The sequence below is a fragment of the Protofrankia symbiont of Coriaria ruscifolia genome (assembly GCF_900634745.1).
GTDB classification, from domain to species: Bacteria; Actinomycetota; Actinomycetes; order Frankiales; family Frankiaceae; genus Protofrankia; species Protofrankia californiensis.
In genome coordinates this window covers 135432-159043 of record NZ_CAAAFR010000032.1, presented here as the reverse complement: position 1 = coordinate 159043, position 23612 = coordinate 135432, and the positions used below count along the sequence as shown (strand labels likewise).

The window sequence follows — 23612 nt, the reverse complement described above, 5'->3', positions numbered from 1 at the left end:
GACAGCTGCGTTCACCACCCCGAGGGAGCAATAACCGTGTACGGACGACTTCGCGTGCTCCAGGTCACCCCCCGGTTTTTCCCCGACATGGGAGGGATCGAGACACACGTCTACGAAACGGCCCGACGGCTGAACACCATGCCCGGCCTGCGGGTGGACGTCCTGACCACCGATCGCGACGGAAGCCGGCCCCCCGTCGAGGTGGTCGAGGGGATTCGGGTACGGCGAGTACCCGCTTGGCCACGGGAGCGCGACTACTACATCGCTCCGCGCATTCGCGCGGCGGTCGGCAGCGGCTACTACGACCTCGTGCACTGCCAGGGAGTGCACACCGCCGTCCCGGTCATCGCCATGGCCACTGCGCTCGCAGCGCAGACGCCCTACCTGGTCAGCCCGCACACCGGTGGCCACTCGTCAGCGATGCGCCATCGGCTGCGCGACGTCCAGTGGCGGGCCCTCGGCCCGCTGCTGCGCCGCGCCCGGCAGGTACTGTGCGTCGCCGAGTTCGAAAAGGAGATGTTCGCCCGGCTGGCGCGTGTGGCCGCCAAGCGTCTGACGGTCATCCCGAACGGCGTCGAACCCGCCGCCGCCACCAGCGTCCAACCCGACGCCAGCACTCCGACCGTGGTCTCGGTCGGCCGTTTCGAGAAGTACAAGGGCCAGCACCACCTGATCGCCGCGCTGCCCACACTGCTCGAACAGGAACCGCGCGCACAGCTGCTGCTGGTGGGACAGGGCCCGTACGAGGACGAACTGCGGGCTCAGGCCACCCGTTTGGGTGTAGCCGACCGGGTTGGCTTCACCTTTGTCCCGCCGGCCGAACGCCAGGCCATGACCGACCTGCTGGCAGGTGCGCACGTGGTCGCCTTACTCAGCGAGTACGAAGCCCATCCGGTCGCGGTGATGGAGGCGGTCGCGCTCGGACGTCCGGTCGTGGTCGCCCCCGCCACCGGCCTCGGTGAGCTGGCCGATCGCGGTCTGGCCGAACGGGTCGACAACCCCGCGGACCCGCGCACGGTCGCCGCTGCCCTGCTCCGCCACCTGACCTCGGACACGGCTCCAGGAGGAGACACGCCGGTCGGGGCCGGCAGCCACAGTGCGCCGTCCACCCGCCTGCCCACATGGGACGACTGCGCCAACGCGCTCGCAGATTCCTACCGTGCCCACGCATGACACGCCGTTACCCGACAGCGAGCATCCTGGGCCGGCCCGGACTGCCCACGGTGACGATCGGCACCGCGGACGGGACAGCCGCGGCAACACCACCACGGACAGCGCCGCCATGAACGGAACCACCACGGACAGTGCGGCCGTGAACAGCACCACTACGGACAGTGCAGCCATGAACGGCACCGCCGTGGACAGCGCGGAGGCGGTGGCTGCCGGCGACCCACCGTCGGAGGAGGCCGGGCGCGGTCGGGCGCCCGCGGGTCTCGCGCAGTTGTTGACCATCGCGATGTCCATGGTGGGAACGCAGATCGTGACGTCCGTCCTCGGGGCGGTGTTCTGGTCCCTGGCCGCGCGCACCTACGCCGTCGACGCCGTCGGGGTGGGTTCGGCGGCCATCGCGGCGATGACGGTCCTCGGTTCGGTCGGGATGCTCGGCCTCGGTACGCTGCTGATGGCCAAGCTCCCGACGCTCGAGCGGGAATCGGACCGTCTCCGGCTGATGCGGGCATCCATCACCGTTGTCGGGGTCGCCTCCGGTGTGCTCGCGCTGGCGTGGACCGGGCTCGCTCCGTTCCTGTCCGACACGTTGCGCCCGGTCAGCTCGAATGTGTTCGTCGCCACGCTGTTCTGCGTCGGGGTCGTCCTGTTCACGGTGACGACCACTCTGGACTACGCGCTGCTGTCGGCGGCTCGAGGGGCCGTGCAGTTCGCCCGCAACGTCGTCACGTCCGTCGTCAAACTCGGGCTGATTCCGATATTCGTGCTCATCGGTTGGACGTCCGGGCTGGACCTTTACCTCGCCTGGGTGGCCGGTCTGGGCCTGTCCCTGCCGGTCTGCTACCGCTACTTCCGCCGGCCGGCGCAGGACGACCTTCCAGCGGATGACGCCGCGACCACACCGACCCAGCGGTTCGCCGGATTCCGGCAGCTTCGGGAAATGCGTGGGGAGGCCGGTGGGCACCACATGCTCAACCTGGCGTTACAGGTCCCGACCCTGCTCCTGCCCATTCTCGCCGCACTTGCCGCAACGGCCGCGGACACAGCTTATTTCACGACCGCGCGCCTCGCCGCGTCCTTCTTCTTTATCATTCCGTTCGCGCTGGCTATCGCCGTGTTCGCGCAGTCGGGACAGAACGAGGAACAGGCGCTGGCGAAGATCCGGGCAACTCTGCCGCTCGGACTCGCGGCGGCCGTCGTCACCTTCCTGATCGCAGCACCCTTCGCCGGTCTTGTCATGACCATCTTCGGTGGCGCCTATACCAGCGGTGTTGCCGTCAGTGCATTCCAGATCATGATGATCGCCGGCGTGCCCCTGGTGATAAAGGACCACTATGTCTCGCTCCGGCGGGTGCAGGGGCGGCTGGGAGCTGCTTTACGAGTGGTCGGGGCCGGTACGGCCATGGAAATCGTATTTGCCCTCGTCGGCGGTCGGCTCGCCGGGGTGAACGGCCTGTGCTGGGGTTGGCTCTTGGCGGTGGCGCTGGAAGCGGTAATCACCTTACCGTCACTATCGGTGATCTGGCGAAAGCCCGAGTCCACGATCGCGACGGAAGTGAACGTCAAGGCGAACACCATCGAAGCGCTCCCGGCGGCGTACCGGAGATTGGCAGCCAGCTTTTACCCGCTCGAGCTGCTCCGTCCGATCGACGAACGGGATCTCGCCCACTACGCCAACGAAGCCGCCAACGAAGCCCCCAAGACATTCCGCCGTACTCATGAGCGGGCCACCAGCGCCCGACACCGACCTGGCCGGTCGGGGCACCTGCCGGACGAGAGCACCCCGCACCTGCGGCCAGGTTCCAACCGCCCGCTTTCCAGCCACCCACAACGAAACCGATCCGAATAATCGGAAAAGTCGACGTGGTCGGAAACCCACGGAGGACCGTGACCCGTAAAAGGCTCCGGCCGGGCCGCACGAGCGCCCGAGAACGGGGTGTTCGAGCCGAACAGTCCCGTTCTCGGGCGCTTCTTAGCGGGCCCTGGGGACCTGGGCCTCCCGGACCTCTTGGTTGACAGGCACGGGGTCCGCGGATCCGAAGCCGCGTCCCGTTCTGCTCGGCCCGGTCCGGCACATCGGCGGCGGGCCGCCGATTACCGAACGGGCGGCGAGCCGCCGATTATGCGGAGGCGAGTGTGGACGTCGACGGTACGGGCGCAGGAGCAGGCGTGTTGGCGGCGGTGGGGTGCGTGTCGGGGAGCTGCGTGTCGGACGCCGGCGGCGGAGCGGGTTCTTCCGGAGCAAGGTCGCGAACCCGACGGGCGGGTGATCCGGCATACAGCCCGTAGGGCTTGCAGTCCTTGTTGACCAGCGCACCGGTGGCGATCACGCAGTGATGACCGATGGTCACGCCGGGCATCACGGTCACCCGGCCGCCGAGCCAGCAGTCGTCCTCGATGACAACCGGTTTGGGTATCACCGTGCTGCTGACCTCACCGTTCAGCATGTCATGCGTGGAGGTCAGAATCGTCACCTGGGGCGATATCTTGACCCGCTCGCCGATCCGCACCTCCGCCGAGTTCTCGATGAAACACATGGAACCCACAGCCGCCCCGCGGCCGAAGCTCGCGCGATGACCGACGATCGAACCCGGCATAATGTTCATCGTTCTCGTCCGCACGCCACCGAGACGATAAAGCAGAAAGCGAAGTGGACGCGGGACGAGGAAAGACCCACCGACGCCATTGACGATTGTTCCCTGTACGAGCATCCAGAACTCGAGCTTGAGCTGCTCCCAGAGCTTTCCACGATGCACAGCTGATCTCCTTCGCTCACACGCGCCGCAGCGCGGGTTCACGGCACGGCCCCACCCCACCACCTGGACAACCACTCCGACAATAACAATATGATCGCGCACGAACAACCCAAGATCGTCAATAATGAAGGGTGATCGACGGTCGCCGCGGGCCCAGTCGACCGGCAGACGGGATAGTGTGGATGACACCGGCGGCGGATCGCGCGTCGCCACGTCCGTTTGTCGTCGGGACGAGTTGTCGGCGTCGGGATACCCAGCCGTCCGGCGAACGTCTGTATACGTCATCAACCGGACACACCACGGTACTGCCACGTCGTCCTCGCGACAGGAGACAAACAATCACACCGGAGGTGAGTGGACGATGCCAGGCAGGACACGGTCCCTACGGATAGCCGGACGCGACCGGATGTGGATCGGCGCCCATTCCGTCTTCATTGTGGGGCCGCTGGACCTACCCGGCATCGACGCGGTCCGCGCCGCCCTTCACGAGCTCGCCTGGATCGCTCCCGACCATCGCCTGTTCCGCCGGCCCGACCATGACTACCACCAGTGGCGTCCGATCCCGGGCAACGAACTCGACAGCCATTGTGAACGGATGGTCACGGCGCTCGAAGACACCGTCGACGCCGGTGGGCCGGAGCGGTTGTTGGAGCGGCAGTATGCCGCTCACGTCGACGACCTCCCTTTTCGGTTCGCGATCGGCCGCGACACCGTGGCACTGTCGCTGGCGCATCCTCTCGGGGATGCGCGCCTCGTCCTCGACACCGGCGCCGAGCTGCTATTGGCCGCCGCGGAAGGCCGGCCGCCGCTGCGCCTGCACAGGCCGTCCACGCAAGTTCCCCTGGCGCGCGCCCTGGGTGAGTACTACGGCCGGAAGCCCGGTCGGATACTCGCGACGCTGCGAACCCCGCGCGCGGTTGCGCCCGGCCCGGCCGCCGGAGTGCGCAGCCGGCCGTGGCAGCCGGATTTCGCCGTGGTTTCCGGGGTGCTCTCCAGGAGCACGCTCGCCGAAATGCGGAAATGGAAGGTCCGCAACGCCTCGGGGGTGACCCGGACCATGGTGGTGTTTGCCGCGGCCCGGGCGGCGGTGGAGGCGGCGGGCATACAGCCGGCAGCCGGCGGCTTCTACACCGTCGTCGACAACCGGAAGTTCCTCCCGACCGGCCGTCAGCTGGACGGAAACTTCACGATCGGTATCTATGTCGAACCGACGGACTCTCGTGATCCGGTGGCCGTTTCAGCCGCGCTGGAGGCCGCGACCGCGAATGGGCGTCCACTGGCCACGATGAGCCTGCTGACAGGGCTCGCCCAGGTCGGCCGCATCGCAGCGCTGACCGATCAGGCACCCTTTCCAGCGCGTCCGTCACTGGTCCTGAACCATCTTGGACGGCTTCGCGGCTTCGAGAAACTGCCGTGGCGGGGCGGTGCTTCGGACATCTATTACCTGTCGGCGACGACCCAACGGCAGCCTGACTTCGTCACCTTCCAGTTCGCTGAACTGTCCGGATGCGTGCACGTCACGGCGACCTTCCACGCCAGTACCTTCGACCGGGAGCTCATACGCACGGCCGTGGACCTGCTCTGCGCGGATCCGGTCGCGCTTCTCCGGCACCCGGTGAGCGTTCAGTAACCCGACAGGCGTTCGGTAAGCCGTTTCGGTGTGGCCCGCAGGCGTACCCGCGGGGCACACCCGCGGGTACGCCGGACGGACACCCTAGCTGCTGACCGCGCGCTCCCGAGCACGGATTTCCCGGCGAAGCTCGGGCGGCAGAGCGAACAGCAGATGCTCTTCCGCCGAGGTCACCTGCTGGACGTCGTCAAAACCGCGTTCGGCAAGCCACGCGACGACCTCCGTCACCAGCTCCTCGGGAACGGACGCCCCGCTGGTCACGCCGATCGTCTCGACCCCTTCGAGCCAGGCGGGGTCGACCTGGCTGGCGTTGTCCACCAGATAGGCGGCAGGCACACCGTGATCAAGAGCGACCTCCACCAGGCGCACCGAGTTCGACGAGTTCGGTGACCCGACGACCAGGATCAGCTCCACCTGGCCGGCGATCTCCTTGACCGCAACCTGCCGGTTCTGGGTGGCGTAGCAGATGTCGGCGCTCGGCGGCCCCTGCAACAGCGGGAACCGCTCACGCAGGGCGTGCACGGTGGTCTCAGTCTCGTCGACCGACAGCGTGGTCTGTGAGAGATAGGCGACTTTGGACTCGTCACGAACCTTGACAGCCGCCGCGTCTTCCACACCGTCAACGAGGTGGATGCGGTCGGGCGCCTGGCCCGTGGTACCGACAACCTCCTCGTGACCTTCATGCCCGATAAGGAGGATGTCGAAGTCCTCCTTGGCGAATCGGCGTGCTTCACCGTGGACCTTGGTCACAAGCGGGCACGTGGCGTCGATCGTTCGCAGCTCCCGGGACCTCGCCTCCTCGTGGACGGACGGTGCGACGCCGTGGGCGGAAAACACCACGGTCGCCCCGGCAGGAACCTCGTAGGTCTCGTCCACAAAGATCGCGCCCTTTGCCTCCAGCGTCTTGACAACGTGGGCATTGTGCACGATCTGCTTACGGACGTAGACGGGAGCGCCGTACAGCTCCAGTGTCTTCTCGACCGTCTGTACCGCTCGGTCGACACCAGCGCAGTACCCGCGCGGATTGGCCAACAGGATCCGCCCCATGCCCGGAAGTCTACGCGGCCGGACAGCGGCCGGAAGGCCAACCGATAACCGTCACATGCCGGCAACCTCGACAGACATCTCTCGTACTTTGTGCATCGATCCGCGGTTGCGGTGGTTACGGTTACCCGGTGGCTCTCACCTCCTCGCCGGAGCAGCCGCTGCCCGTCCGGACGGTTGCCCGGGCGATCGGCGACTGGATCAACCGGCTCGGCCGGGTCTGGGTGGAGGGTCAGATCACCGAGATCGTGCGCCGGCCGGGTCTGGCCACCGTGTTCCTCACCCTGCGTGATCCGGTGGCTGACGTGTCGCTGCGGCTGACCTGCTCACGGACGGTATGCGAGACGGTCGGAACCGGTCTCGTCGACGGCGCCCGGGTGGTGGTCTGGGGCAAGCTGTCGTTCCACCCCGCGCGGGGGACGCTCGCGCTCGCCGTCACGGAGATCCGCCCAATCGGCACAGGGGTCCTGCTCGCCCGGCTCGAACAGCTACGCGGCATGCTCGCGGCCGAGGGGTTGTTCGCGGCATCCCGCAAGCGTCGGCCGCCCTTTCTGCCACGGGCCGTTGGACTGATCACCGGACGTGCGAGCGCGGCCGAGCGGGACGTGGTCACGAACGCCCGCCGCCGCTGGCCCGCGGTACAGATCGTGCTGCGGGAGGTGGCGGTGCAGGGGCCGTTGGCCGTCGGGCAGATCATCGACGCACTGCGCGAACTCGACCGCATCCCTGAGGTGGACGTCATCGTGATCGCCCGCGGCGGCGGGTCGTTGGAGGACCTGCTGCCGTTCTCCGACGAGGCGCTGGTACGGGCCGTGGCCGCGGCCACCACCGCGGTGGTGTCCGCAATCGGCCACGAGCAGGACGCGCCTCTGCTCGACTTCGTCGCGGACGTCCGGGCGTCCACTCCAACGGACGCGGCAAAGCGGGTGGTACCGGACGTGACCGAGCAGCTTGCGCTGGTGACGACATTGCGCGGCCGGTCCCGGCGGGTCGTCGACCAGCGCCTGGATCGGGAGGAACGGTGGCTGGCCGACCTGCGTGGCCGTCCGGTGCTGGCCGATCCCGGGCGCGAACTCGACCGTCAGGGCGAGTACGTCCAGGCGCTGCGCTCCCGTGGGCGACGCTGTGTGCTCCACACGCTCGAGCGGGCCGAACAGGATCTGACCCATGCGTCGGCTCAGTTGCACGCGCTGTCACCAGCCGCCACCCTGGACCGTGGCTATGCGCTGGTGCGCAGGATCTCCGACGGTTCCATCGTGCGCGATCCAGCCCAGGTCGACCCCGGTGACGCGCTGACCGTGCGGGTTGCCGCAGGATCCTTTCCCGCGACAGCCGGCACGCGGACGCAGGCCGGCACGTCGACCGGCACGTCGATCTGAGCCGGGAACGAGCCGGGCCCTCCAGCGAGCCGGGGACCTCGGCCTCCCGGACGCGAAAAAACGTGATCGGGCCGCCTTTACCCGCCGAACCGGCGGGAATCCCGGCAAGCGACGCGACCGGCTCCTCGTATCCGACGGACACCGAGAAAAACCCTGCAAACCACTCGATGCAACACGATACATCCAGACAGCTTCGGACAGTAGTCGTTGCATTATTCTTAAGATCACGGCGTGATCCTTCACACCCACAGTGCTATGATTCCCTGCGGAAGATTCTGAACGTCCGTTAGCGAGCCGAAGACAGCGCGATCATGTTTTTCTCGCGCTGCCGGAGGCTTGCGTCCCCGCATCCCCGGGCCACTGGGAGGAAAACGTTGGCGCGACCAATGTCGGCGCGCTCGTGTTCGGCCGGCCGAAAAGCTTCTCCCCGGCATCGTCGGACCTCTTCAGCGTCACGGTCCCGGCGTGATCGCTGTCATGTCGGTGAATTAGCGGGGCAGCACGGCGGAAGAAGTCTCCGGTCGCGGCGGTCCAGGGTAACCAACCGGAAGAACGGAACCGATGCCCGGGGCCGAACATGACCGGCCGATTTCCATCCCTACCTGTGTTGATGTTCCACAGTATCGGCGACGGCGCAAGCGCGGCATTTCGTCGATGGCAGGTACCGCCAGCACTGTTCGCGGACCAGCTGGCCTGCCTCGGGGCAGCCGGCTACCGGCTGCTGAGCCTGTCCGAAGCACTTTCCCGGCCAGCTGAGAAGAACGTTGCAATCACTTTCGACGACGCCTTCGCGGACTTTTCCACCCACGCCGTTCCGGCGCTGCGGAAGGCGAACGCCGGGGCAACCCTCTACGTCCCGACCGCGTACGTGGGCGGTCGGGCGACGTGGCTGTCGGCATACCCGGAGGGCGCATCCCCCCTGCTTACCTGGTCCGACCTGCGAGACCTGCACTCCGCCGGCTACGAGATCGGGTCGCACAGCCACCGGCATGCCGAACTCGACCTTCTGAACAGCCACGAGCTACGCCATGACGTCGAGACCAGCCGTCGCCTGCTCGAGGACGAACTCCGATATCGTACCCGGAGTTTCTGCTATCCGTTCGGATATCACACACGGACCGTCCGCGAGATCGTGGCCGACGCGGGTTTCGCCTCCGCCTGCGAGGTGGGATACCGCATTCACCGCCGCGATGCGTCGCCGTTCTCGGTCAGCCGGTTGATCGTCACCGGTTCGACGAGCCCGGAACAGACCCTCGCCCTGGTCCGCAGCGGCCAGCCCGGAATTACTCCATACCTGCGACGCGGTGGTCGGGCCCCGTGGCGCGCTTTCCGGGCCGCCCGGCGCGGCCTGGGCATCCCGCGGCCTCCAGCCATACGGGAAAATCCATGATCGTGCCACCTTCGACCCGCCAGCCGGCCAGACACACCAATCGGCCGAACGTAGCGCGAGCATGGTCCTGTTCGCGCCGCCTCAAGGCCCCACAACGTCCGTGGAGAAGACCGTGACCAGCGTCAGTGTCGTGGTGTGCAGCCATCTCGTGGCACGATGGCCGCAACTGATGAGAGCCCTCGACTCGATTCGGGAACAGAAACTGGTCCCGGAACGGGTCGTCTTAGTCGTGGACGGTGACGACGAACTACTCGCCCGTCTGTACGAACGGGCCGGTGACGAACTCGTCCTTACCACCGGGGGCCGCACCGGGCTCTCCAACGCGCGTAATGTCGGTATTGCGGCGGTCGACAGCGAATTCGTAGCCTTCCTGGACGACGACGCGGTCGCCGATCCGTCATGGCTGTCATCCCTGGTACAGGTCGCAGCCGCCGACACCGACATCCTGGGGGTCGGCGGCTGGGTGACACCCGACTGGGCTGGTGAGAAACCCGGATGGTTCCCGGCCGAACTGCTCTGGACGGTCGGCTGCAGCCACCACGGACTACCCACCCAGCAGACGACCGTGCGTAATGTCTTCGGTGGCTGCGCCCTGTTCCGGCGAAGCGTGTTCGCCATCACCGGCGGTTTCGACACACGCCTGGGCCGGCAGATCAAAGGAGCATCAGGCTGCGAGGAAACAGAGCTGTGCATCCGAGCCTCCTCCGTCATTCCCAGCGGGCGCTTCGTACACGAACCGGCTGCGGTTATCCACCACCATGTGCACACCCAGCGGCAACATCCCTCGTACGTCGTGCGCCGGTGCTGGGCGGAAGGCGCTTCGAAGGCCACACTCCGGCGTTTGTGCGCGGGCTACCGGGCACAGGAACGAGGCCCTCTCGGACCTGAGCGTGACTTCATTCTCAAGGTATTGCCGAGAGGGGTGCTCGGCGGTATCGAGGCTTTTCTGCGGGGACGTCCGGCGGGCCTTGCAGAAGCCGGAATGATCGTTGTGGGAACCGCGACGACCATTCTGGGTTTTCTGGTCGCCGTGACACGCACAATCTTCTCACCGATACCCGCGACAGGCGGCAGTCCGGTTATCCCGTCCACCGATTCCTCCCCGCTGGAAAACTCGGCCTCCGACACCCGCACAACAGATTCCCCGGATTCCCCCACCAACGACACCCCGTCCCCGGGAACCACCCCGTCCAACATCCACAAACTCTCGGCTTAGAGCTTCCGAGGATGCTTGTGGCCTCGAAGACAAGGGCGTAGGTCAAGAAGCAGTTCGGACACGGTCGGCGACCGCGGCGAGTTCGGCACGGATGGCCTCCTTGACCGGAGCGGGAGCGAACGAGTGTTCCACCGCCGCCGCGGCCAGGTCGATCACCTGGCCGCGGCGCAGGCCCAGGCTGCGCAGCGCATGCAGATATTCGCCACGCAGCGTAGTGCCGAACATGGGCGGATCATCGCTGTTGAGGCTGACCGGCAGACCCAGTTCGATCATCTTGGGCAACGGATGGTCCGAGTAGTCCGCGACGACTCCGGTACGCAGGTTCGACGTCGGGCACACCTCCAGCGGGATGTGATGCGCCCGCAGATGGCCGACAAGGGCCGGATCGTCGAGGGCTCGGATCCCGTGGCCGATGCGTTCGGCGTGCAGGTGTTCCAGGGAATCCCAGATGGTGCGCGCTCCGGTGGTCTCGCCGGCATGAGGGACGCGGTGCAGGCCGGCGTCACGTGCAGCCGTGAACGCCTCGGCGAACTGGGGGCGGGGTACGCCGGCCTCCGGTCCGCCGAGACCAAGCGCGATCACGGACTCACGGTGGTTCAGCGCGAACTCGACGGTGCCCTCGGAGGCGAGGCGTAGATCCATGTTCGGCAGGCCGGGAATATCGGTTACCCACCGCACCTGGATGCCGGTTGCTTCCTCGGCTTCCCGACGGCCCCGCTCGACGCCTTCGAAAAGCTCACCGGCGTCGATGCCGCGTCCGAGATGCAGGAACGGCGTGAAGGTGATCTCGGCGTACCGGACCCCCTGACCGGCAAGCCCCAGGGCGGTCTCCCGGGCGAGGACGGCGAAGTCCTCGGCGTCCCGCAGCACGCGGACGGCGGCCAGATAGACCTCGATGAAGTGGTCGAAGTCACGGAACTCGTAGAACTTCGTCAGGCCGTCGATGTCGGTGGGCAGATCGTCCACTCCATGGCGGCGCGCCAGGGCAAGCAGGGTCTGCGGACGCATGGATCCCTCAAGATGGACGTGCAACTCCACTTTGGGCAGCGCGTCGACGAACTCCTCGTCGCTTGTCCGTCCCTCCACGGCCTGCTCATCCGCATTCACGGCCTGCCGGCCGGCATCGCTGACGCTCATCAGGCATCACCCGGGCGGACGTCACCAGTTCGCATGTCGGGAGACGATCGCGGAGGCCGCCCGTCCCGTCAAGCAAGGTCGAGCGGCGCGACGGGACGACGCACGTCAGAACAAGGTTGTCAGAACAACTCGACCGGATAGATCCAGCCGGACAGCCCCTGACAACGCCCGCCGCGTACGTTCGCTGCAGGACCGCCGCAAGGCGCGCCTGCCGCCCGGTCGCGCTGGTTCGCGCGGTCGAAAACATGAGGCGGTCGAAACATGAGGAGGGTCGGTGTCGGGGTCGAACGACACACCAGGGCACCAGACGCCGCCGGTGCACCAGACGCCACCGACGTACGAACGGGCCCGGTCGGAGCTGGAGGAGGTTGTCCACCGTCTGGAGACCGGCGGCGTCACCCTGGAGGAGTCACTGTCGTTGTGGGAACGCGGTGAAGCGCTCGCGAAGGTGTGCCAGGCGTTCCTGGCCGGAGCCCGGGCCCGGCTCGACAGCACTCCTGTCGACAGTGCCGGTGCCGACGCGGCGGAGGATCCGGCCCGCTGACGTGAGACCGTCCCGGCACCCGACCGCCGAGGTGCCCGAGCTGACGCCGTACCATCCGAGCAGACCAGGCTGATTACTATATGCTACGCGCGGTATACGGTACGACGTGGCGCGGTCTACGGTACGACGTGCGGGCGCAGCGATGCCGCGAGAATCCCCAGGTCGGAGGCGGACGCTGCGCCCTTGCCACCGCCGTCGGAGACGATCAGCACGACGTCACCGGCCTGGCGGGTCAGCGCCAGGTGGCCGGCGTCGTCGCGTCTTTCCTGCCATGGCTGTCCCGCCACCTCGACGGTCCCCGTCACGGGCCGGTCCCCCAGGACGCGTTTGACCGCGTCCACGGCGTTGCCCTCGTTGAGCTGTGTGTACGTCCTGTTGTTCGGGCGGTCGACGACGTACCCGATCGTCAGCTCGACCGTCTTCGTGCGGGTGGTACCCGACGGTCCCGAGGTCCGGACCGAGGTGGCCTTCCAGTGGGCGGGCAGATCCATCGGCGCCAGGACGTCAAAAGGCGCCGAGCGCGTAAATGCGGTCAGCGGGACGGCCGTGTCCACCGGGTGCACCGGGTCACCGTCACTCCTGGGCATGAACAGCGCGACCAGCAGCACCCCGGCCATCACCACCCCGAGGGACAGCGCCATGTCTCGGATCGTTTCCTGACCGCGTCGTCGTGCCACCGCTCCATCCTGCCGTCTCGGGGATGCAGCCCAGCAGGGCAGTCGACCCTCCTGCCCGTGTGGATCACCGCCAGGCAATCTCGTACCCGTCGGATCGCCTCGCGACAGAAGATCGTGCTGTTGGCATCCCCGGTGCATGTCCGGACGGCTATGGCAAGGTGACGCGGCAGGTAAAGATCATCTCACCGGCCGTACAACCGGAGAGCGCTGTCAAGGCCGGCCCAGGTGGCCGGCCCGGCAATCCCGTCGGTGGCAAGGCCCCACCACCGCTGAAACGACGTCAGAGTGGCGTAGGTCCGGTCGCCGGACTGCCCGTCGGGGCCGAGGCGCAGCGGGTCGGCGTGGTCCTCGTGCCGCAGGACGATGTTCAGGGCATTCTGCAGCGTGGCCACTGGATTTCCACGGTCGGGGAAACTGCCGGCGTGCCCCGGGCCGTGGTCATCCTTGTTGAGGACGGGATAGCCGGCGAACCGGCCCACGGTCGGATTCCCGGGCGAACAAATGGCCGCCATGTCGAAGTCGTCGCCGGTCGGGTGGGCTCGACGCGCCGGGCCGGAACGTAAGCCAACTAACAGCGGGTCATCCGGCCTGGTCGAACACTGAAGGCCAACCGGCGGTAAACAATGGATGGGCGTCCGGCACGCCCCCTCCGCGTGCCGGACGCCCATGCATACAGTTGGACGTATGTCCGCTGGTCAAGGTTGCACCAAGCAGGATGATCAGGATGTCACGCACCCGACACCAGCGGGCCGAAGGCTGCGCGATCATGTTCTTTCCGCATACGGGGTTCGCGCCGGATCCCACCGCGGCCGGCGAGCCACCGACAGCCCACATCATCAGTGGGCGGATTCACCTATGTGCAACTAGTCTCAGTTCCGTGGCAGCCGAAAGCGTGAACCTTCCTGATCCTCTCGCCGTCCAGGGGCAGGCACCTGACCGCAACCTCGCCCTCGAACTCGTCAGAGTGACCGAGGCGGCCGCACTCGCAGCCGCCAGGTGGGTCGGGCGCGGCGACAAGAACGGCGCAGACCAGGCCGCCGTCGACGCCATGCGACGACTGGTCGGCACGGTGTCGATGCGTGGCGTCGTCGTCATCGGCGAGGGCGAGAAGGACGAGGCCCCCATGCTCTTCAACGGCGAGGAGGTCGGCTCGGGCGAAGGTCCCGAGTGCGACGTCGCCGTCGACCCGGTGGACGGCACCACGCTCACCGCCAAGGGCATGAACAACGCGATCGCCGTGATGGCGGTGTCCGAACGCGGGTCCATGTACGACGCGAGCGCGTCCTTCTACATGGAGAAGCTCGTCACCGGCCCCGAAGCCGCCGACGTGGTGGACATCGCGGCGCCCGTCGAGGACAACATCCGCGCCGTCGCCAAGGCCAAGGGTGTGCATCCGCGGGACGTGACCGTTGTCGTCCTGGAGCGCCCGCGCCACGTCCAGCTGATCGAGCAGATCCGGGCGGCCGGCGCCCGGGTAAAGCTTATCTCCGACGGGGATGTCGCCGGCGCGGTCATGGCGGCTTCCGCCGACACCGGTATCGACCTGCTACTCGGCATCGGCGGCACACCCGAGGGAATCATCAGCGCGTGCGCGGTGACCTGTATCGGAGGTGCGATCCAGGGGCGCCTCTGGCCGCGGGATCCCGACGAGCGCAACAAGCTCATCAACGCCGGCCACGACCTCGAGCGCATACTGACCACCCGCGAGCTCGTGGACAGCGACAACGTCTTCTTCGTCGCCACCGGTATCACCGACGGTGAGCTGCTAGCCGGGGTCCGGTATCGGCCTGGTGGCGCCAACACGTCGTCGCTGGTGATGCGCTCACGCAGTGGGACGATCCGGCGGGTGGACAGCCAGCATCAGCTGACCAAGCTGCAGGCGTATTCGACGGTACCGTTCTGATCATGCCGACGACACCGGCAACGGTCTGGACCGCAACCGCTGCCCTGCGCCGTGTCACCGCAGCCGTCGCCCGCCTGGACAGGCCCGGTCCGCATGGTCGAGCGTCCGAGGTTGCCACGCTGCGTGCCGCGGCCGGCCGCTTCGTGGCCCATCCCCGTCCACCGGTGCTGATGGCAGCGGTCGCGAGCCTCGCGACCGTGCGGCTTGCCCGCGGGCGCTTCGGCCGGGCGGACGCGGCGGTCGCCGTGTCCATACTCGCCGCGCAGCCGTTCGTCGAGTGGTCGGTGCACCTCGGGGTCCTGCACGCCCGGCCGACCAGCCGGGCCGGACAAGCCTGCTACCGGATCGCCGGCTGGGGGCATGAACAGCACCACCGCGACCCGACGAACATGGACACGATGTTCGTCCGGCCGCAGGAGGTACTCGGCACCGGTACGGTCGCGCTGGCCACCGCCCTGCTCGGGTCCCCCCCGGCCGCCACCGCGGCGCTGTGCGCGGGTCTCGGGCTGCTCACCTACGACTGGACGCACTTCCTCATCCACAGCGGCTACCGTCCGCGCAGCAGGATGTACCGCGGGGTCTGGCGTAACCACCGTCTCCACCACTTCCGCAACGAACGCTACTGGCTGGGCGTGACGTCCAACATCGGCGACCTGCTGCTGGGTACCAACCCGCCGCGGGACGCGGTCCCGATCTCACCGACCGCGGCCTACGCCCATACCCGGTGATTCCCGGTGACGCCCCCGTTGCGGCCCCACCGCCTGCTCCCGTGAGCCGCGGCGGAGCCGGCCGTGTCCGGACCCGGCCGCCGACCCGCTGGCTGGGGACTTACTCACGCCCCTGTGGACTTACTCACCCTCCACACCGGCTGGTTGTCCGGGAAACAGCCGATCCCACCCGCCAGCCGGCCAACCGGCCAACCGGCCGCAACCGTGGGCCAATACATTGGATCTTCCTCGATCCGCTGCCCGCCGCAGTAGCCGGCCAGGCCGTTGCACACACCCGTGGCCAGCCCGCTGCCGATCACCGAATCCCACCTCGACAAAGTTGGCCTACCGGCGGTCGACCATTTCCCTGCCGCCAACCATGACAAAACGATCGCCATATGGCCGGGCTCGCCGCGGAATCGTGCTTCTTAGCGTCGGTACAGCGGATCGACGGTATTCGGTCAGCTCCACGGAAACGTCACGTCCGGCGGCGTCCCAACCGTTGGAAAGCCACGGTGAGCCGCCTTTTAAGGGTGTGTTCGACACCAGTCCGGCAAATGGTGTCAGGGAGGTGATGGACACCCCGTATCCGGCCTGTCCAAGTCGGCGTCGACGTCGACGACGAGGATCGGGTTCCCCCGGCAGACGGGAGAGGTCCCGGCCGGGCGGGCCGACGGCCGGGTGCTCCCAGCGGCGTCCAGTTGCGCTGATGCCGTGGCCAGCGGAGTCGTTCGAACTCCCCCGGACACCCCTGGCCCTCCCGCCCCCGCCCGCATCCCGGCAACAGCCATTCTCCGGGCAAGAGGCGCCGGGTCGGCGGGGGACGGGGACAACATCGTGGACGGCATGAGTTCCACCAGCGGTTTACCCGGGGCAGATGTGTCCGACGCACGCAGGAAAGCAGCCGGGGAGCCGTCCTGTACAGCCGAATCGGCAGGTCCACAGGAACTGACGGCGCACACTGTGGCCAGCGCCACGGAACACACCAGCAGATAACACGGACCGGAACGCACGACTGCCGCCATCTCAGATGTCCGTGCGGTCGACCGCAGTCGTTACCGCGCAACTATTCATTCCCCGCACCGGTGACACTAGCACCGACGCCACCGAACGCGGCAAATGCCGAGCCGTGCCCGAGGGACAGATTCCGGACAATGCAACCCGTATGAATCGGTCGACGATTTCTTCACGCCGGGAGGATGCGACACCGCCTTCTGCGCCGAATGCCGACGTCACCCACGATTGCGACGTCTGTGGTCGGGTTGCCAGAACCCGGAAGCCCCTCGGCGGGGGTACGTACCGGCCTACCGCCGGACGCCCACGGCACGTTGCGCCTAACCTCCTGGACGGTAGATAGGTAGCTAGGTGTCGAGTAGGTAACGACCGGTGGGAGCGGGAGCACATGAGCGAGCAGGACTACCGCATCGAGCACGACTCCATGGGCGAGGTGCGCGTACCGGCCACGGCCAGGTGGCGGGCACAGACCCAGCGTGCGGTCGAGAACTTCCCGGTGTCGGGCCAGCGGATCTCCGGGGCCCACATCGCCGCCCTCGCCCGGATCAAGGCAGCGGCGGCGACCGTCAACGCCAAGCTCGGGGTCCTCGACGCGGAGATCGCGGCCGCGATCTCCGCAGCCGCCGAGGAGGTCGCCGACGGCGCCTGGGACGACCACTTCCCGATCGACGTGTTCCAGACCGGCAGCGGGACGTCGTCCAACATGAACACCAACGAGGTGCTGGCCACCCTCGCCACCGAGCGGCTCGGCCGGCCGGTGCACCCGAACGACCATGTCAACGCCTCACAGTCGTCCAACGACGTGTTCCCGTCCTCGATCCACGTCGCGGCGACGCAGGCGATCGTCCACGACCTGATCCCCGCGCTCGAACACCTGGCCGCCTCCCTGGGACGTAAAAGCGTCGAATTCCGCGAGGTCGTGAAGTCCGGACGCACCCATCTGATGGACGCCACCCCAGTAACCCTCGGTCAGGAATTCGGCGGGTATGCGGCAGCGGTCCGCTACGGAGTGGAGCGGCTCCAGGCGGCCCTGCCACGGATCGGTGAGCTTCCGCTGGGCGGTACCGCCGTCGGCACCGGTATCAACACCCCGCCCGGCTTCGCCGCCTCCGTCATCGAGCAGCTGGTGACGGCCACCGGCCTGCCACTGTCGGAGGCCCGCGACCACTTCGAGGCCCAAGCGTCCCGGGACGGCCTGGTCGAGGCGTCCGGAGTGCTGCGGGTCATCGCGCTGTCGCTGTACAAGATTGCCAATGACCTGCGCTGGGCGTCATCGGGCCCGCGCGCCGGGCTCGGCGAGATCCGCCTGCCCGACCTGCAGCCGGGATCGTCGATCATGCCGGGCAAGGTCAACCCGGTGATCCCCGAGGCCGTGTGCCAGGTCGTCGCGCAGGTGGTCGGCAACGACGCGGCCGTGGCCTTCGGGGGCTCCGCGGGCAACTTCGAACTGAACGTGATGCTGCCGGTGATCGCACGGAACCTGCTCGAGTCGATCCACATCCTGTCCACCATCAGCCGGCTGTTCGCCGACCGGTGCGTGGACGGCATCGTCGCGGACGTCGAACGCTGCCGGCGGTTCGCGGAATCCTCGCCGTCCATCGTGACACCGCTGAACCGCTACATCGGCTACGAGGAGGCGGCCAAGGTCGCCAAGCAGTCCCTGGCCGAGGAGAAAACGATCCGCGAGGTCGTCCTCGAGCGCGGCTACGTGGCTGCCGGCGCACTCACCGAGGAGCAGCTGGACGCCGCGCTGGACGTCCTGTCGATGACCCACCCGTAGGGCACACGCTGGAGGGCTGAAAGCGGCGCGGTCACACTCTTCTCCGCGGCACTCCCCGCCGTTGCGCTGACAGCGGCGGGGAGCCGTGGAAGACCCCCCAGCAAGCCCCCACGACCCCCGCACCTGTGTTCAACGAGACACCACGGCGGAGGTTACGGGGCACCTGAAGATTTTTCCGTGACCCCGTGAGGCCGCGGCCCCCACGGCCCCGCAGCTCCGGCACCCCCGAGGGGCCATCGGCCCGGCCACGCAGCTCGCTTGCGCCCGGTACCGGACGCATCGGCACGACCGACCACCTGGGGCGGGTGCGCTGGGGAAGGTACGGAGGTCCCTGGAGAAGGGGAAGTAACAACCTGACGTTCCAGACGTCCCGAGCGTCCCGGCCGGCTATTCTCGCACTGATCAATAGCGGGGATTTTCAGCTGAGGAGGTGACAAACGATGTACGACTACGACCTCCTCGTCATCGGGTCGGGTCCGGGTGGGCAGAAAGCGGCTATCGCCGCCGCCAAGCTGGGCCGCCGCGTTGCGATCGTCGATCGTCATGAGATGGTCGGCGGGGTCTGCATCAACACCGGCACGATCCCGTCCAAGACACTGCGCGAAGCTGTGCTCCACCTCACCGGTATGACCCAGCGGGAGATGTACGGGCAAAGCTACCGAGTGAAGAACGACATAACGGTCATAGACCTGTCCTTGCGCACCCAGCACGTCATCGGGCGTGAGATCCACGTCATTCGCAGCCAGCTCAGCCGCAATCGGGTCACACTGCTCATCGGAACGGCAAGCTTTGTCGACCCGCACACCATCAGCATCATCGGCAGCGACCAGATCGACGAGCGCCAGGTCAGTGCAGAGAACATCATCATCGCCACCGGCACCCGGCCGGCCCGGCCGGACACGGTCGACTTCGACGGCCGTACCGTGGTCGACAGCGACCAGATCCTGAAGCTGGACAAGATTCCCGACTCAATGGTCGTCGTGGGCGCCGGTGTGATCGGTATCGAGTACGCGTCCATGTTCGCCGCGCTCGGCACCAAGGTCACCGTTGTGGAGCGCCGTGACCGGATGCTCGACTTCTGTGACGTGGAGATCGTCGAGGCTCTCAAATATCATTTGCGAGACCTTACTGTAACATTCAGGTTTCGCGAGTCGGTCGTATCCGTCGAACGTCATAACGGCGGTACGTTGACATTGCTGGAAAGCGGCAAGAAGCTTCCCGCCGACACCGTGATGTACTCGGCCGGCCGCCAGGGCCTCACCACGGAGCTCAATCTCCCCAATGCGGGCCTGAGCGCCGACAACCGGGGGCGTATCAAGGTCGGTTCTGGCTTCCAGACCGAGGTCGACCACATCTACGCCGTCGGCGACGTCATCGGCTTCCCGGCCCTGGCCGCGACGTCCATGGAGCAGGGCCGGCTCGCCGCCTACGCGGCCTGCGGCGAGGCCGTCCACGTGATGCGCCACGACCTGATGCCCATCGGCATCTATACCATTCCCGAGATCTCCTATGTCGGCAGCACCGAGGACGAGCTCACCGAGCGGGCCGTGCCGTTCGAGGTCGGCGTGGCCCGCTACCGGGAACTCGCCCGCGGCCAGATCGTCGGAGACTCCTACGGCATGCTGAAACTGCTCGTGAGCTCGGTCGACCGCAAGCTGCTCGGTGTCCATGTCTTCGGTACCGGAGCCACGGAACTCGTCCACATCGGCCAGACCGTGATGGGCTGTGACGGGACGATCGACTATCTGGTGGATGCCGTGTTCAACTACCCGACACTCGCCGAGTCCTACAAGGTGGCCGCGCTGGACGCGATGAACAAGATGCGCGCCATCGTCCGCTTCAGCCGCTGACAGCGGCGTTCAGCGGCTGACATCGGCGCAGCCACGCGGCACGGTCCGCCAAGCCCGCGCGGTGCGCTCTGTCGATTTCGCGCAGCGCGCTCTGTTGATTCCATGTGGTTTGGTCCACCGATCCCGCGTGGTGCGGTCCGGTCAGGGCAGCCGGAAGACGTCGATCACGATCGTTCCGGGATCGGGACGGCGACGCGCCGCCGGACTGTCATAGACGACCATGATCGATGATGGGTCTCCCGGGGCCAAGGCGATGCCCTCGGCGTGGTCGTCACCCTGGCCGAACGGCAGGTCCAACACCCGGACAAGCGCCTCGTCACCGACGACGACGCTCGTCGCCGCCCTGGCCGCGCCACGCCACCGGTAGACCCGGACCGGGCCGTCCAGATCCATCGTCGGGCCCGCGAGCACGAGCAGATCGTCCCCCTGGGCGAGCAGATCCCGCACACCCAGGCCGTCCAGGTCCAGGAAATGCTTCCGGTAGGGGACGCCGCCGTCGAGCGGCTGCAACCTGAGATCCCGGCCGTCCCCCTCGATCGGACGCAGCTCGACAACCACCGCCCAACCACGCAGTACCGGCCCGCGCAGACCCAGGTAGACCCGCCCACCGACGACGGCCAGCCCCTCGACGTCGAACCCGTTATCCTTGCTCGGAATCGCCAGGAACGGGCTGAGGTGCTCGTCGTCCTTCAACACCGCGGTGAGCCGGGTCTGCTTGCGCAACCCCAGCGCGGCGGCGGCCAGAGACCCACCGGTGCCGTCCGAGGCAGCGGCGCTGGCCACGAGGGCGGGCAACCCGTCCTGGGTGACGACCGGGATACGGCCCAGCAGGTGCCGGTTCGCGTTCTTACGGATCTTCGCCAGCGCACGCAGTGCATCCTCGGTCGCATGGTGCGGTTTGACCCGCTTGCGCGTCAGGCTGTGCGAACCAACAAACCACAGATAGTCACCATTCCGGTCGAATCCCTCGATATCGATCTCAGGGACTGCGCCGGCGGCGTCCGGCCCCTCCGGCAACGGCAGGAAGTCACCGACCGGGAAGGAGACATGGTTGTCGTAGACGTCTCCGGCGGCGTTGAGGGTCACCCGCTCGATCGTCACCGTCTCGTCACCGCCGAGCCACAGATGCCGGCCCTCACTCTTGATCGTCGAGAGTGACTCGACGATGTCGACCACGGCGTGCGGGCCGGCGTCGGTGAAATGAGCCGGAATGGCTCCCACGGCATCCACGATGTTCCCTTCCACGATGTTCCCTTCAGTTGAGTCTCCGGCGACGCGATAATCCCGATTTACCACAGCGTGTTCGGTGTACCACAGCCGGATAAGATCATCACCATAGCCGGAAAGCAGGAGAAGAGGACGTGCCAGATATGTAGCGGAATGACTTCAGTGGGTGTGCGCCGCCAGTGCGGGTGATGTCGCGGCAGCCTCCCAGGCGATCCGGGACAGTCCCTCGACCGTGGTGATGCCGGCCTGCATCGACGGGTTGTCGCGGCTGTAGACCGCCATCACGTAGTCCCGCCCGCCTCCGTGGACATGCCCGATGCTGGCAATCACCCATCCGTCGTCATAGGGCAGCCAGCCGTTCTTCACCTCCACGGTGACGCCCGGTGGCACACCGCCGGGCACGCCCCACCGCTGGGAGGCCACCACACCGGCCAGCAGCTGCGTCGCGGTGGCGCGAGCCTGATCGCTGAGTATCCCGTTGGGATAGGCCACCGTACGCAGCACCGCAAGCTGGTCGACGGCGCTGGTGAGGGTGAGCCCCCACCGTCCACCGCTGTCTGCCTTCGTCCTGGTCATACCGAGGCGTTGGAAAAGGGCGTCCATCGACACCGCACCGCCGAGTGACCGCCACAACCGGCTCGCGGCCGCATTGTCGCTTACGCCGATCATTGCCTGGGCACTGCGCATCTCGCCCGCGCTCAGCCGTCCGGACAACCCGGCACGTTCCAGAATTCCCAACAGTATCGACAGTTTTACTGTGCTGGCCGTCTCGAAACCCGACACCGCCGGATCGTCGACCGCGACGGTCCGGCCGGTAACCGCGTCGTACACTGCCACGCCGACATGCCCGGGGCATCCTTCGAGATACCCCTGGAATTGCTCGACCAGGTCGGGTTCGGGCGGAGATGACAACTCCGGCGGTACGTCGGTAACAGGCTGCGCCGGTGACACGACGGTGTCGTCGTGCGACGACGGGATGCCCGACAGATCCGTGGACACATTTGTTGCGGGCCTGCTCGCACCGACGAAGCGTGCAGCTCCGATGACCGGGGCCACCACAAGCGCGTTGATCAGCGCAGCGGTGACCAGTATTGCGCCGGCCCGCCTCGAGGCCGAAACCCGCAGCGGCATACCAGCAGATTTCGCCGGGCCTGAACAGCCCCTTGTCGTCCACGAGGTCGCGCTTTTCGTAGCGGTGGTGTATGGCGTTGCACAGTGCCGCATAGCCACGGTTGTGCGGTGCCGCATAGCCACAGCCGATGTATACCTGCGCCGGGCCGTCGCCGCATTAACTCATTCCTTTTTTTCCTTAACAGCACGGACCGACACATGATGCCGAGAAGGTCCTTACAGAAGGATTAAAAGCGCCTCAGAAGACCGAAAACAATGTCGTATCGAGCCTCGGTGTCGTTCCGGAAGAAGGATCGGGCCGGTCGGTACCCACCGGTAGCCACCGGGATCCGGCCGTATCCCAACCGGGGTCCCGCTGGGATCCCGGTCTGATCCGGCTGGATCCGGCCGGCGGCCTGCCGCGGGCTCCCCGCAGGCCACGGGACCGTCGAGACCAGAAGTCAGCGGGCGAGGTGAGCCCACTCCGGCTGGGCGCCGCGGGCACAGCGGGCACGGAGCTTGTCACCCAACGTCCCCGACAGATCCCGCACCGCAATCCAGCGATAGTCAGTTATCTCCTCGGAGCACAGCTGCACCGTCCCGTCCGGGACGTATAGGACAAAACGAACGTCGTAATGCACGTGCGAGGGTTCCCCCCGAACAGGATTAGTGGGTACGACCTGCGCATCGATGTCAACCGGACGGGCGGTGTCCGGAATCACAGAGTTCGCTGCTATTCCGGTCCCCTCGGTGAGCTGGCGCAGGGCCGCGCCCAACAGGGACTGGTCCCCAGCCGCGACATGCCCGCCGGGAAGCAACCAGCCCGCCAAGCTCCGGTGACGAACATGCAACACCCGCCAGTCCGCCGTGACCGCAACCGCGCCGCAGGTGACATGCACCGGCATCGTGGCGGGGTCCGTCACCGGTCTCGGCCCCTCCATCGAAGCCAGCACCAGCGGACCCACGGTCTCGATCTCATCGGGATTGTCTTCGAGGTAGTGGAGAACCACTCCGGCGACCGCATTGTTGCTCACTGCCACGGCACATAACGGTACCGCCAAAGGACGATTTCGGATACATG

Annotated in this window: 20 protein-coding genes; 11 read left to right on the top strand and 9 right to left on the bottom strand. The window is 67.1% G+C overall.

Annotated features, from left to right (window positions below; genetic code table 11):
* Window positions 1–36: 36 nt before the first annotated feature.
* Both CV1CTNOD_RS04160 and CV1CTNOD_RS04155 read left to right on the top strand, forming a co-directional pair.
* Complete coding sequence (locus CV1CTNOD_RS04160) at window positions 37–1173, top strand: glycosyltransferase family 4 protein (RefSeq protein WP_131784830.1); 1137 nt, start codon at window positions 37–39, stop codon at window positions 1171–1173.
* Complete coding sequence (locus tag CV1CTNOD_RS04155) at window positions 1160–3016, top strand: lipopolysaccharide biosynthesis protein (protein ID WP_131784829.1); 1857 nt, start codon at window positions 1160–1162, stop codon at window positions 3014–3016. The genes CV1CTNOD_RS04160 and CV1CTNOD_RS04155 overlap by 14 nt, the downstream gene beginning before the upstream one ends.
* A 271-nt stretch (window positions 3017–3287) precedes the next feature.
* On the opposite strand, the gene CV1CTNOD_RS04150 is transcribed toward CV1CTNOD_RS04155, so the two are convergent.
* Complete coding sequence (locus tag CV1CTNOD_RS04150) at window positions 3288–3923, bottom strand: acyltransferase (protein WP_165485305.1); 636 nt, start codon at window positions 3921–3923, stop codon at window positions 3288–3290.
* A gap of 361 nt (window positions 3924–4284) precedes the next feature.
* On the opposite strand from CV1CTNOD_RS04150, the gene CV1CTNOD_RS04145 reads away from it, so the two are divergent.
* Window positions 4285–5553, top strand: coding sequence for a hypothetical protein (locus tag CV1CTNOD_RS04145; protein WP_131784827.1), 1269 nt, complete (start codon window positions 4285–4287; stop codon window positions 5551–5553).
* A gap of 84 nt (window positions 5554–5637) precedes the next feature.
* On the opposite strand, the gene CV1CTNOD_RS04140 is transcribed toward CV1CTNOD_RS04145, so the two are convergent.
* Window positions 5638–6600 (bottom strand): 4-hydroxy-3-methylbut-2-enyl diphosphate reductase, encoded by a 963-nt coding sequence (locus tag CV1CTNOD_RS04140; protein WP_131784826.1) that lies wholly within the window; start codon window positions 6598–6600, stop codon window positions 5638–5640.
* Window positions 6601–6728: 128 nt separating this feature from the next.
* Here CV1CTNOD_RS04140 and xseA point away from each other — a divergent pair, with 128 nt between their 5' ends.
* The 3 genes from xseA (at window position 6729) to CV1CTNOD_RS04125 (ending at window position 10582) form a co-directional block, all read left to right on the top strand.
* Window positions 6729–7976 (top strand): exodeoxyribonuclease VII large subunit, encoded by a 1248-nt coding sequence (gene xseA / locus CV1CTNOD_RS04135; RefSeq protein ID WP_131784825.1) that lies wholly within the window; start codon window positions 6729–6731, stop codon window positions 7974–7976.
* Between the two features lie 610 nt (window positions 7977–8586).
* Window positions 8587–9366 carry a polysaccharide deacetylase family protein gene (locus tag CV1CTNOD_RS04130; protein ID WP_242606346.1) on the top strand — a complete coding sequence of 260 codons (780 nt, stop codon included), beginning with the start codon at window positions 8587–8589 and terminating at the stop codon, window positions 9364–9366.
* 112 nt (window positions 9367–9478) lie between these two features.
* Window positions 9479–10582 carry a glycosyltransferase family 2 protein gene (locus CV1CTNOD_RS04125; RefSeq protein WP_165485304.1) on the top strand — a complete coding sequence of 368 codons (1104 nt, stop codon included), beginning with the start codon at window positions 9479–9481 and terminating at the stop codon, window positions 10580–10582.
* Between the two features lie 42 nt (window positions 10583–10624).
* Here the strand turns inward: CV1CTNOD_RS04125 and add are convergent, their stop codons facing one another.
* Window positions 10625–11719 (bottom strand): adenosine deaminase, encoded by a 1095-nt coding sequence (gene add, locus CV1CTNOD_RS04120; protein ID WP_131784822.1) that lies wholly within the window; start codon window positions 11717–11719, stop codon window positions 10625–10627.
* 274 nt (window positions 11720–11993) lie between these two features.
* On the opposite strand from add, the gene CV1CTNOD_RS04115 reads away from it, so the two are divergent.
* The gene (locus tag CV1CTNOD_RS04115) at window positions 11994–12263 is read left to right on the top strand and encodes an exodeoxyribonuclease VII small subunit (RefSeq protein WP_131784821.1); all 270 of its coding nucleotides are present in this window, start codon (window positions 11994–11996) and stop codon (window positions 12261–12263) included.
* A 116-nt stretch (window positions 12264–12379) separates the two neighbouring features.
* On the opposite strand, the gene CV1CTNOD_RS04110 is transcribed toward CV1CTNOD_RS04115, so the two are convergent.
* Both CV1CTNOD_RS04110 and CV1CTNOD_RS04105 read right to left on the bottom strand, forming a co-directional pair.
* Window positions 12380–12940, bottom strand: a complete 561-nt coding sequence (locus CV1CTNOD_RS04110) for a DUF4245 domain-containing protein (protein ID WP_131784820.1) — start codon at window positions 12938–12940, stop codon at window positions 12380–12382.
* A 182-nt stretch (window positions 12941–13122) separates the two neighbouring features.
* Window positions 13123–13452, bottom strand: a complete 330-nt coding sequence (locus tag CV1CTNOD_RS04105) for a peptidoglycan-binding domain-containing protein (RefSeq protein WP_165485303.1) — start codon at window positions 13450–13452, stop codon at window positions 13123–13125.
* 365 nt (window positions 13453–13817) lie between these two features.
* Here CV1CTNOD_RS04105 and glpX point away from each other — a divergent pair, with 365 nt between their 5' ends.
* Both glpX and CV1CTNOD_RS04095 read left to right on the top strand, forming a co-directional pair.
* A complete protein-coding gene (gene glpX, locus CV1CTNOD_RS04100) occupies window positions 13818–14843 on the top strand; it encodes a class II fructose-bisphosphatase (RefSeq protein WP_207386170.1) in 1026 nt (341 codons plus the stop codon).
* 2 nt (window positions 14844–14845) lie between these two features.
* Window positions 14846–15571, top strand: coding sequence for a sterol desaturase family protein (locus tag CV1CTNOD_RS04095; protein WP_131784818.1), 726 nt, complete (start codon window positions 14846–14848; stop codon window positions 15569–15571).
* 104 nt (window positions 15572–15675) lie between these two features.
* On the opposite strand, the gene CV1CTNOD_RS04090 is transcribed toward CV1CTNOD_RS04095, so the two are convergent.
* Window positions 15676–15870, bottom strand: a complete 195-nt coding sequence (locus tag CV1CTNOD_RS04090; RefSeq protein ID WP_131784817.1) for a hypothetical protein — start codon at window positions 15868–15870, stop codon at window positions 15676–15678.
* A 1082-nt stretch (window positions 15871–16952) separates the two neighbouring features.
* Between CV1CTNOD_RS04090 and CV1CTNOD_RS04085 the strand changes: the two genes are divergently transcribed.
* On the top strand, window positions 16953–18344 hold the full coding sequence (locus CV1CTNOD_RS04085; RefSeq protein ID WP_131784816.1) for a class II fumarate hydratase: 1392 nt from the start codon (window positions 16953–16955) through the stop codon (window positions 18342–18344).
* Between the two features lie 440 nt (window positions 18345–18784).
* Window positions 18785–20194, top strand: a complete 1410-nt coding sequence (gene sthA, locus CV1CTNOD_RS04080) for a Si-specific NAD(P)(+) transhydrogenase (RefSeq protein WP_131784815.1) — start codon at window positions 18785–18787, stop codon at window positions 20192–20194.
* 141 nt (window positions 20195–20335) lie between these two features.
* Here sthA and CV1CTNOD_RS04075 read toward each other — a convergent pair whose 3' ends face one another.
* The 3 genes from CV1CTNOD_RS04075 to CV1CTNOD_RS04065 form a co-directional block, all read right to left on the bottom strand.
* The gene (locus tag CV1CTNOD_RS04075; protein WP_431607066.1) at window positions 20336–21439 is read right to left on the bottom strand and encodes a DUF3616 domain-containing protein; all 1104 of its coding nucleotides are present in this window, start codon (window positions 21437–21439) and stop codon (window positions 20336–20338) included.
* Between the two features lie 141 nt (window positions 21440–21580).
* Window positions 21581–22552 carry a serine hydrolase gene (locus CV1CTNOD_RS04070; RefSeq protein WP_131784814.1) on the bottom strand — a complete coding sequence of 324 codons (972 nt, stop codon included), beginning with the start codon at window positions 22550–22552 and terminating at the stop codon, window positions 21581–21583.
* A 440-nt stretch (window positions 22553–22992) separates the two neighbouring features.
* The gene (locus CV1CTNOD_RS04065) at window positions 22993–23565 is read right to left on the bottom strand and encodes an NUDIX hydrolase (protein ID WP_207386169.1); all 573 of its coding nucleotides are present in this window, start codon (window positions 23563–23565) and stop codon (window positions 22993–22995) included.
* Window positions 23566–23612 lie beyond the last annotated feature (47 nt).

What these genes read in the sequence shown, in the direction of transcription:
- CV1CTNOD_RS04145 (WP_131784827.1), top strand. Translation starts at nt 4,285, where the DNA reads ATGCCAGGCAGGACACGGTCCCTACGGATAGCCGGACGCGACCGGATG.
- CV1CTNOD_RS04140 (WP_131784826.1), bottom strand. Translation starts at nt 6,600, where the DNA reads ATGGGGCGGATCCTGTTGGCCAATCCGCGCGGGTACTGCGCTGGTGTC.
- CV1CTNOD_RS04130 (WP_242606346.1), top strand. Translation starts at nt 8,587, where the DNA reads ATGTTCCACAGTATCGGCGACGGCGCAAGCGCGGCATTTCGTCGATGG.
- add (WP_131784822.1), bottom strand. Translation starts at nt 11,719, where the DNA reads ATGAGCGTCAGCGATGCCGGCCGGCAGGCCGTGAATGCGGATGAGCAG.
- CV1CTNOD_RS04105 (WP_165485303.1), bottom strand. Translation starts at nt 13,452, where the DNA reads ATGGCGGCCATTTGTTCGCCCGGGAATCCGACCGTGGGCCGGTTCGCC.
- CV1CTNOD_RS04095 (WP_131784818.1), top strand. Translation starts at nt 14,846, where the DNA reads ATGCCGACGACACCGGCAACGGTCTGGACCGCAACCGCTGCCCTGCGC.
- CV1CTNOD_RS04085 (WP_131784816.1), top strand. Translation starts at nt 16,953, where the DNA reads ATGAGCGAGCAGGACTACCGCATCGAGCACGACTCCATGGGCGAGGTG.
- sthA (WP_131784815.1), top strand. Translation starts at nt 18,785, where the DNA reads ATGTACGACTACGACCTCCTCGTCATCGGGTCGGGTCCGGGTGGGCAG.
- CV1CTNOD_RS04070 (WP_131784814.1), bottom strand. Translation starts at nt 22,552, where the DNA reads ATGCCGCTGCGGGTTTCGGCCTCGAGGCGGGCCGGCGCAATACTGGTC.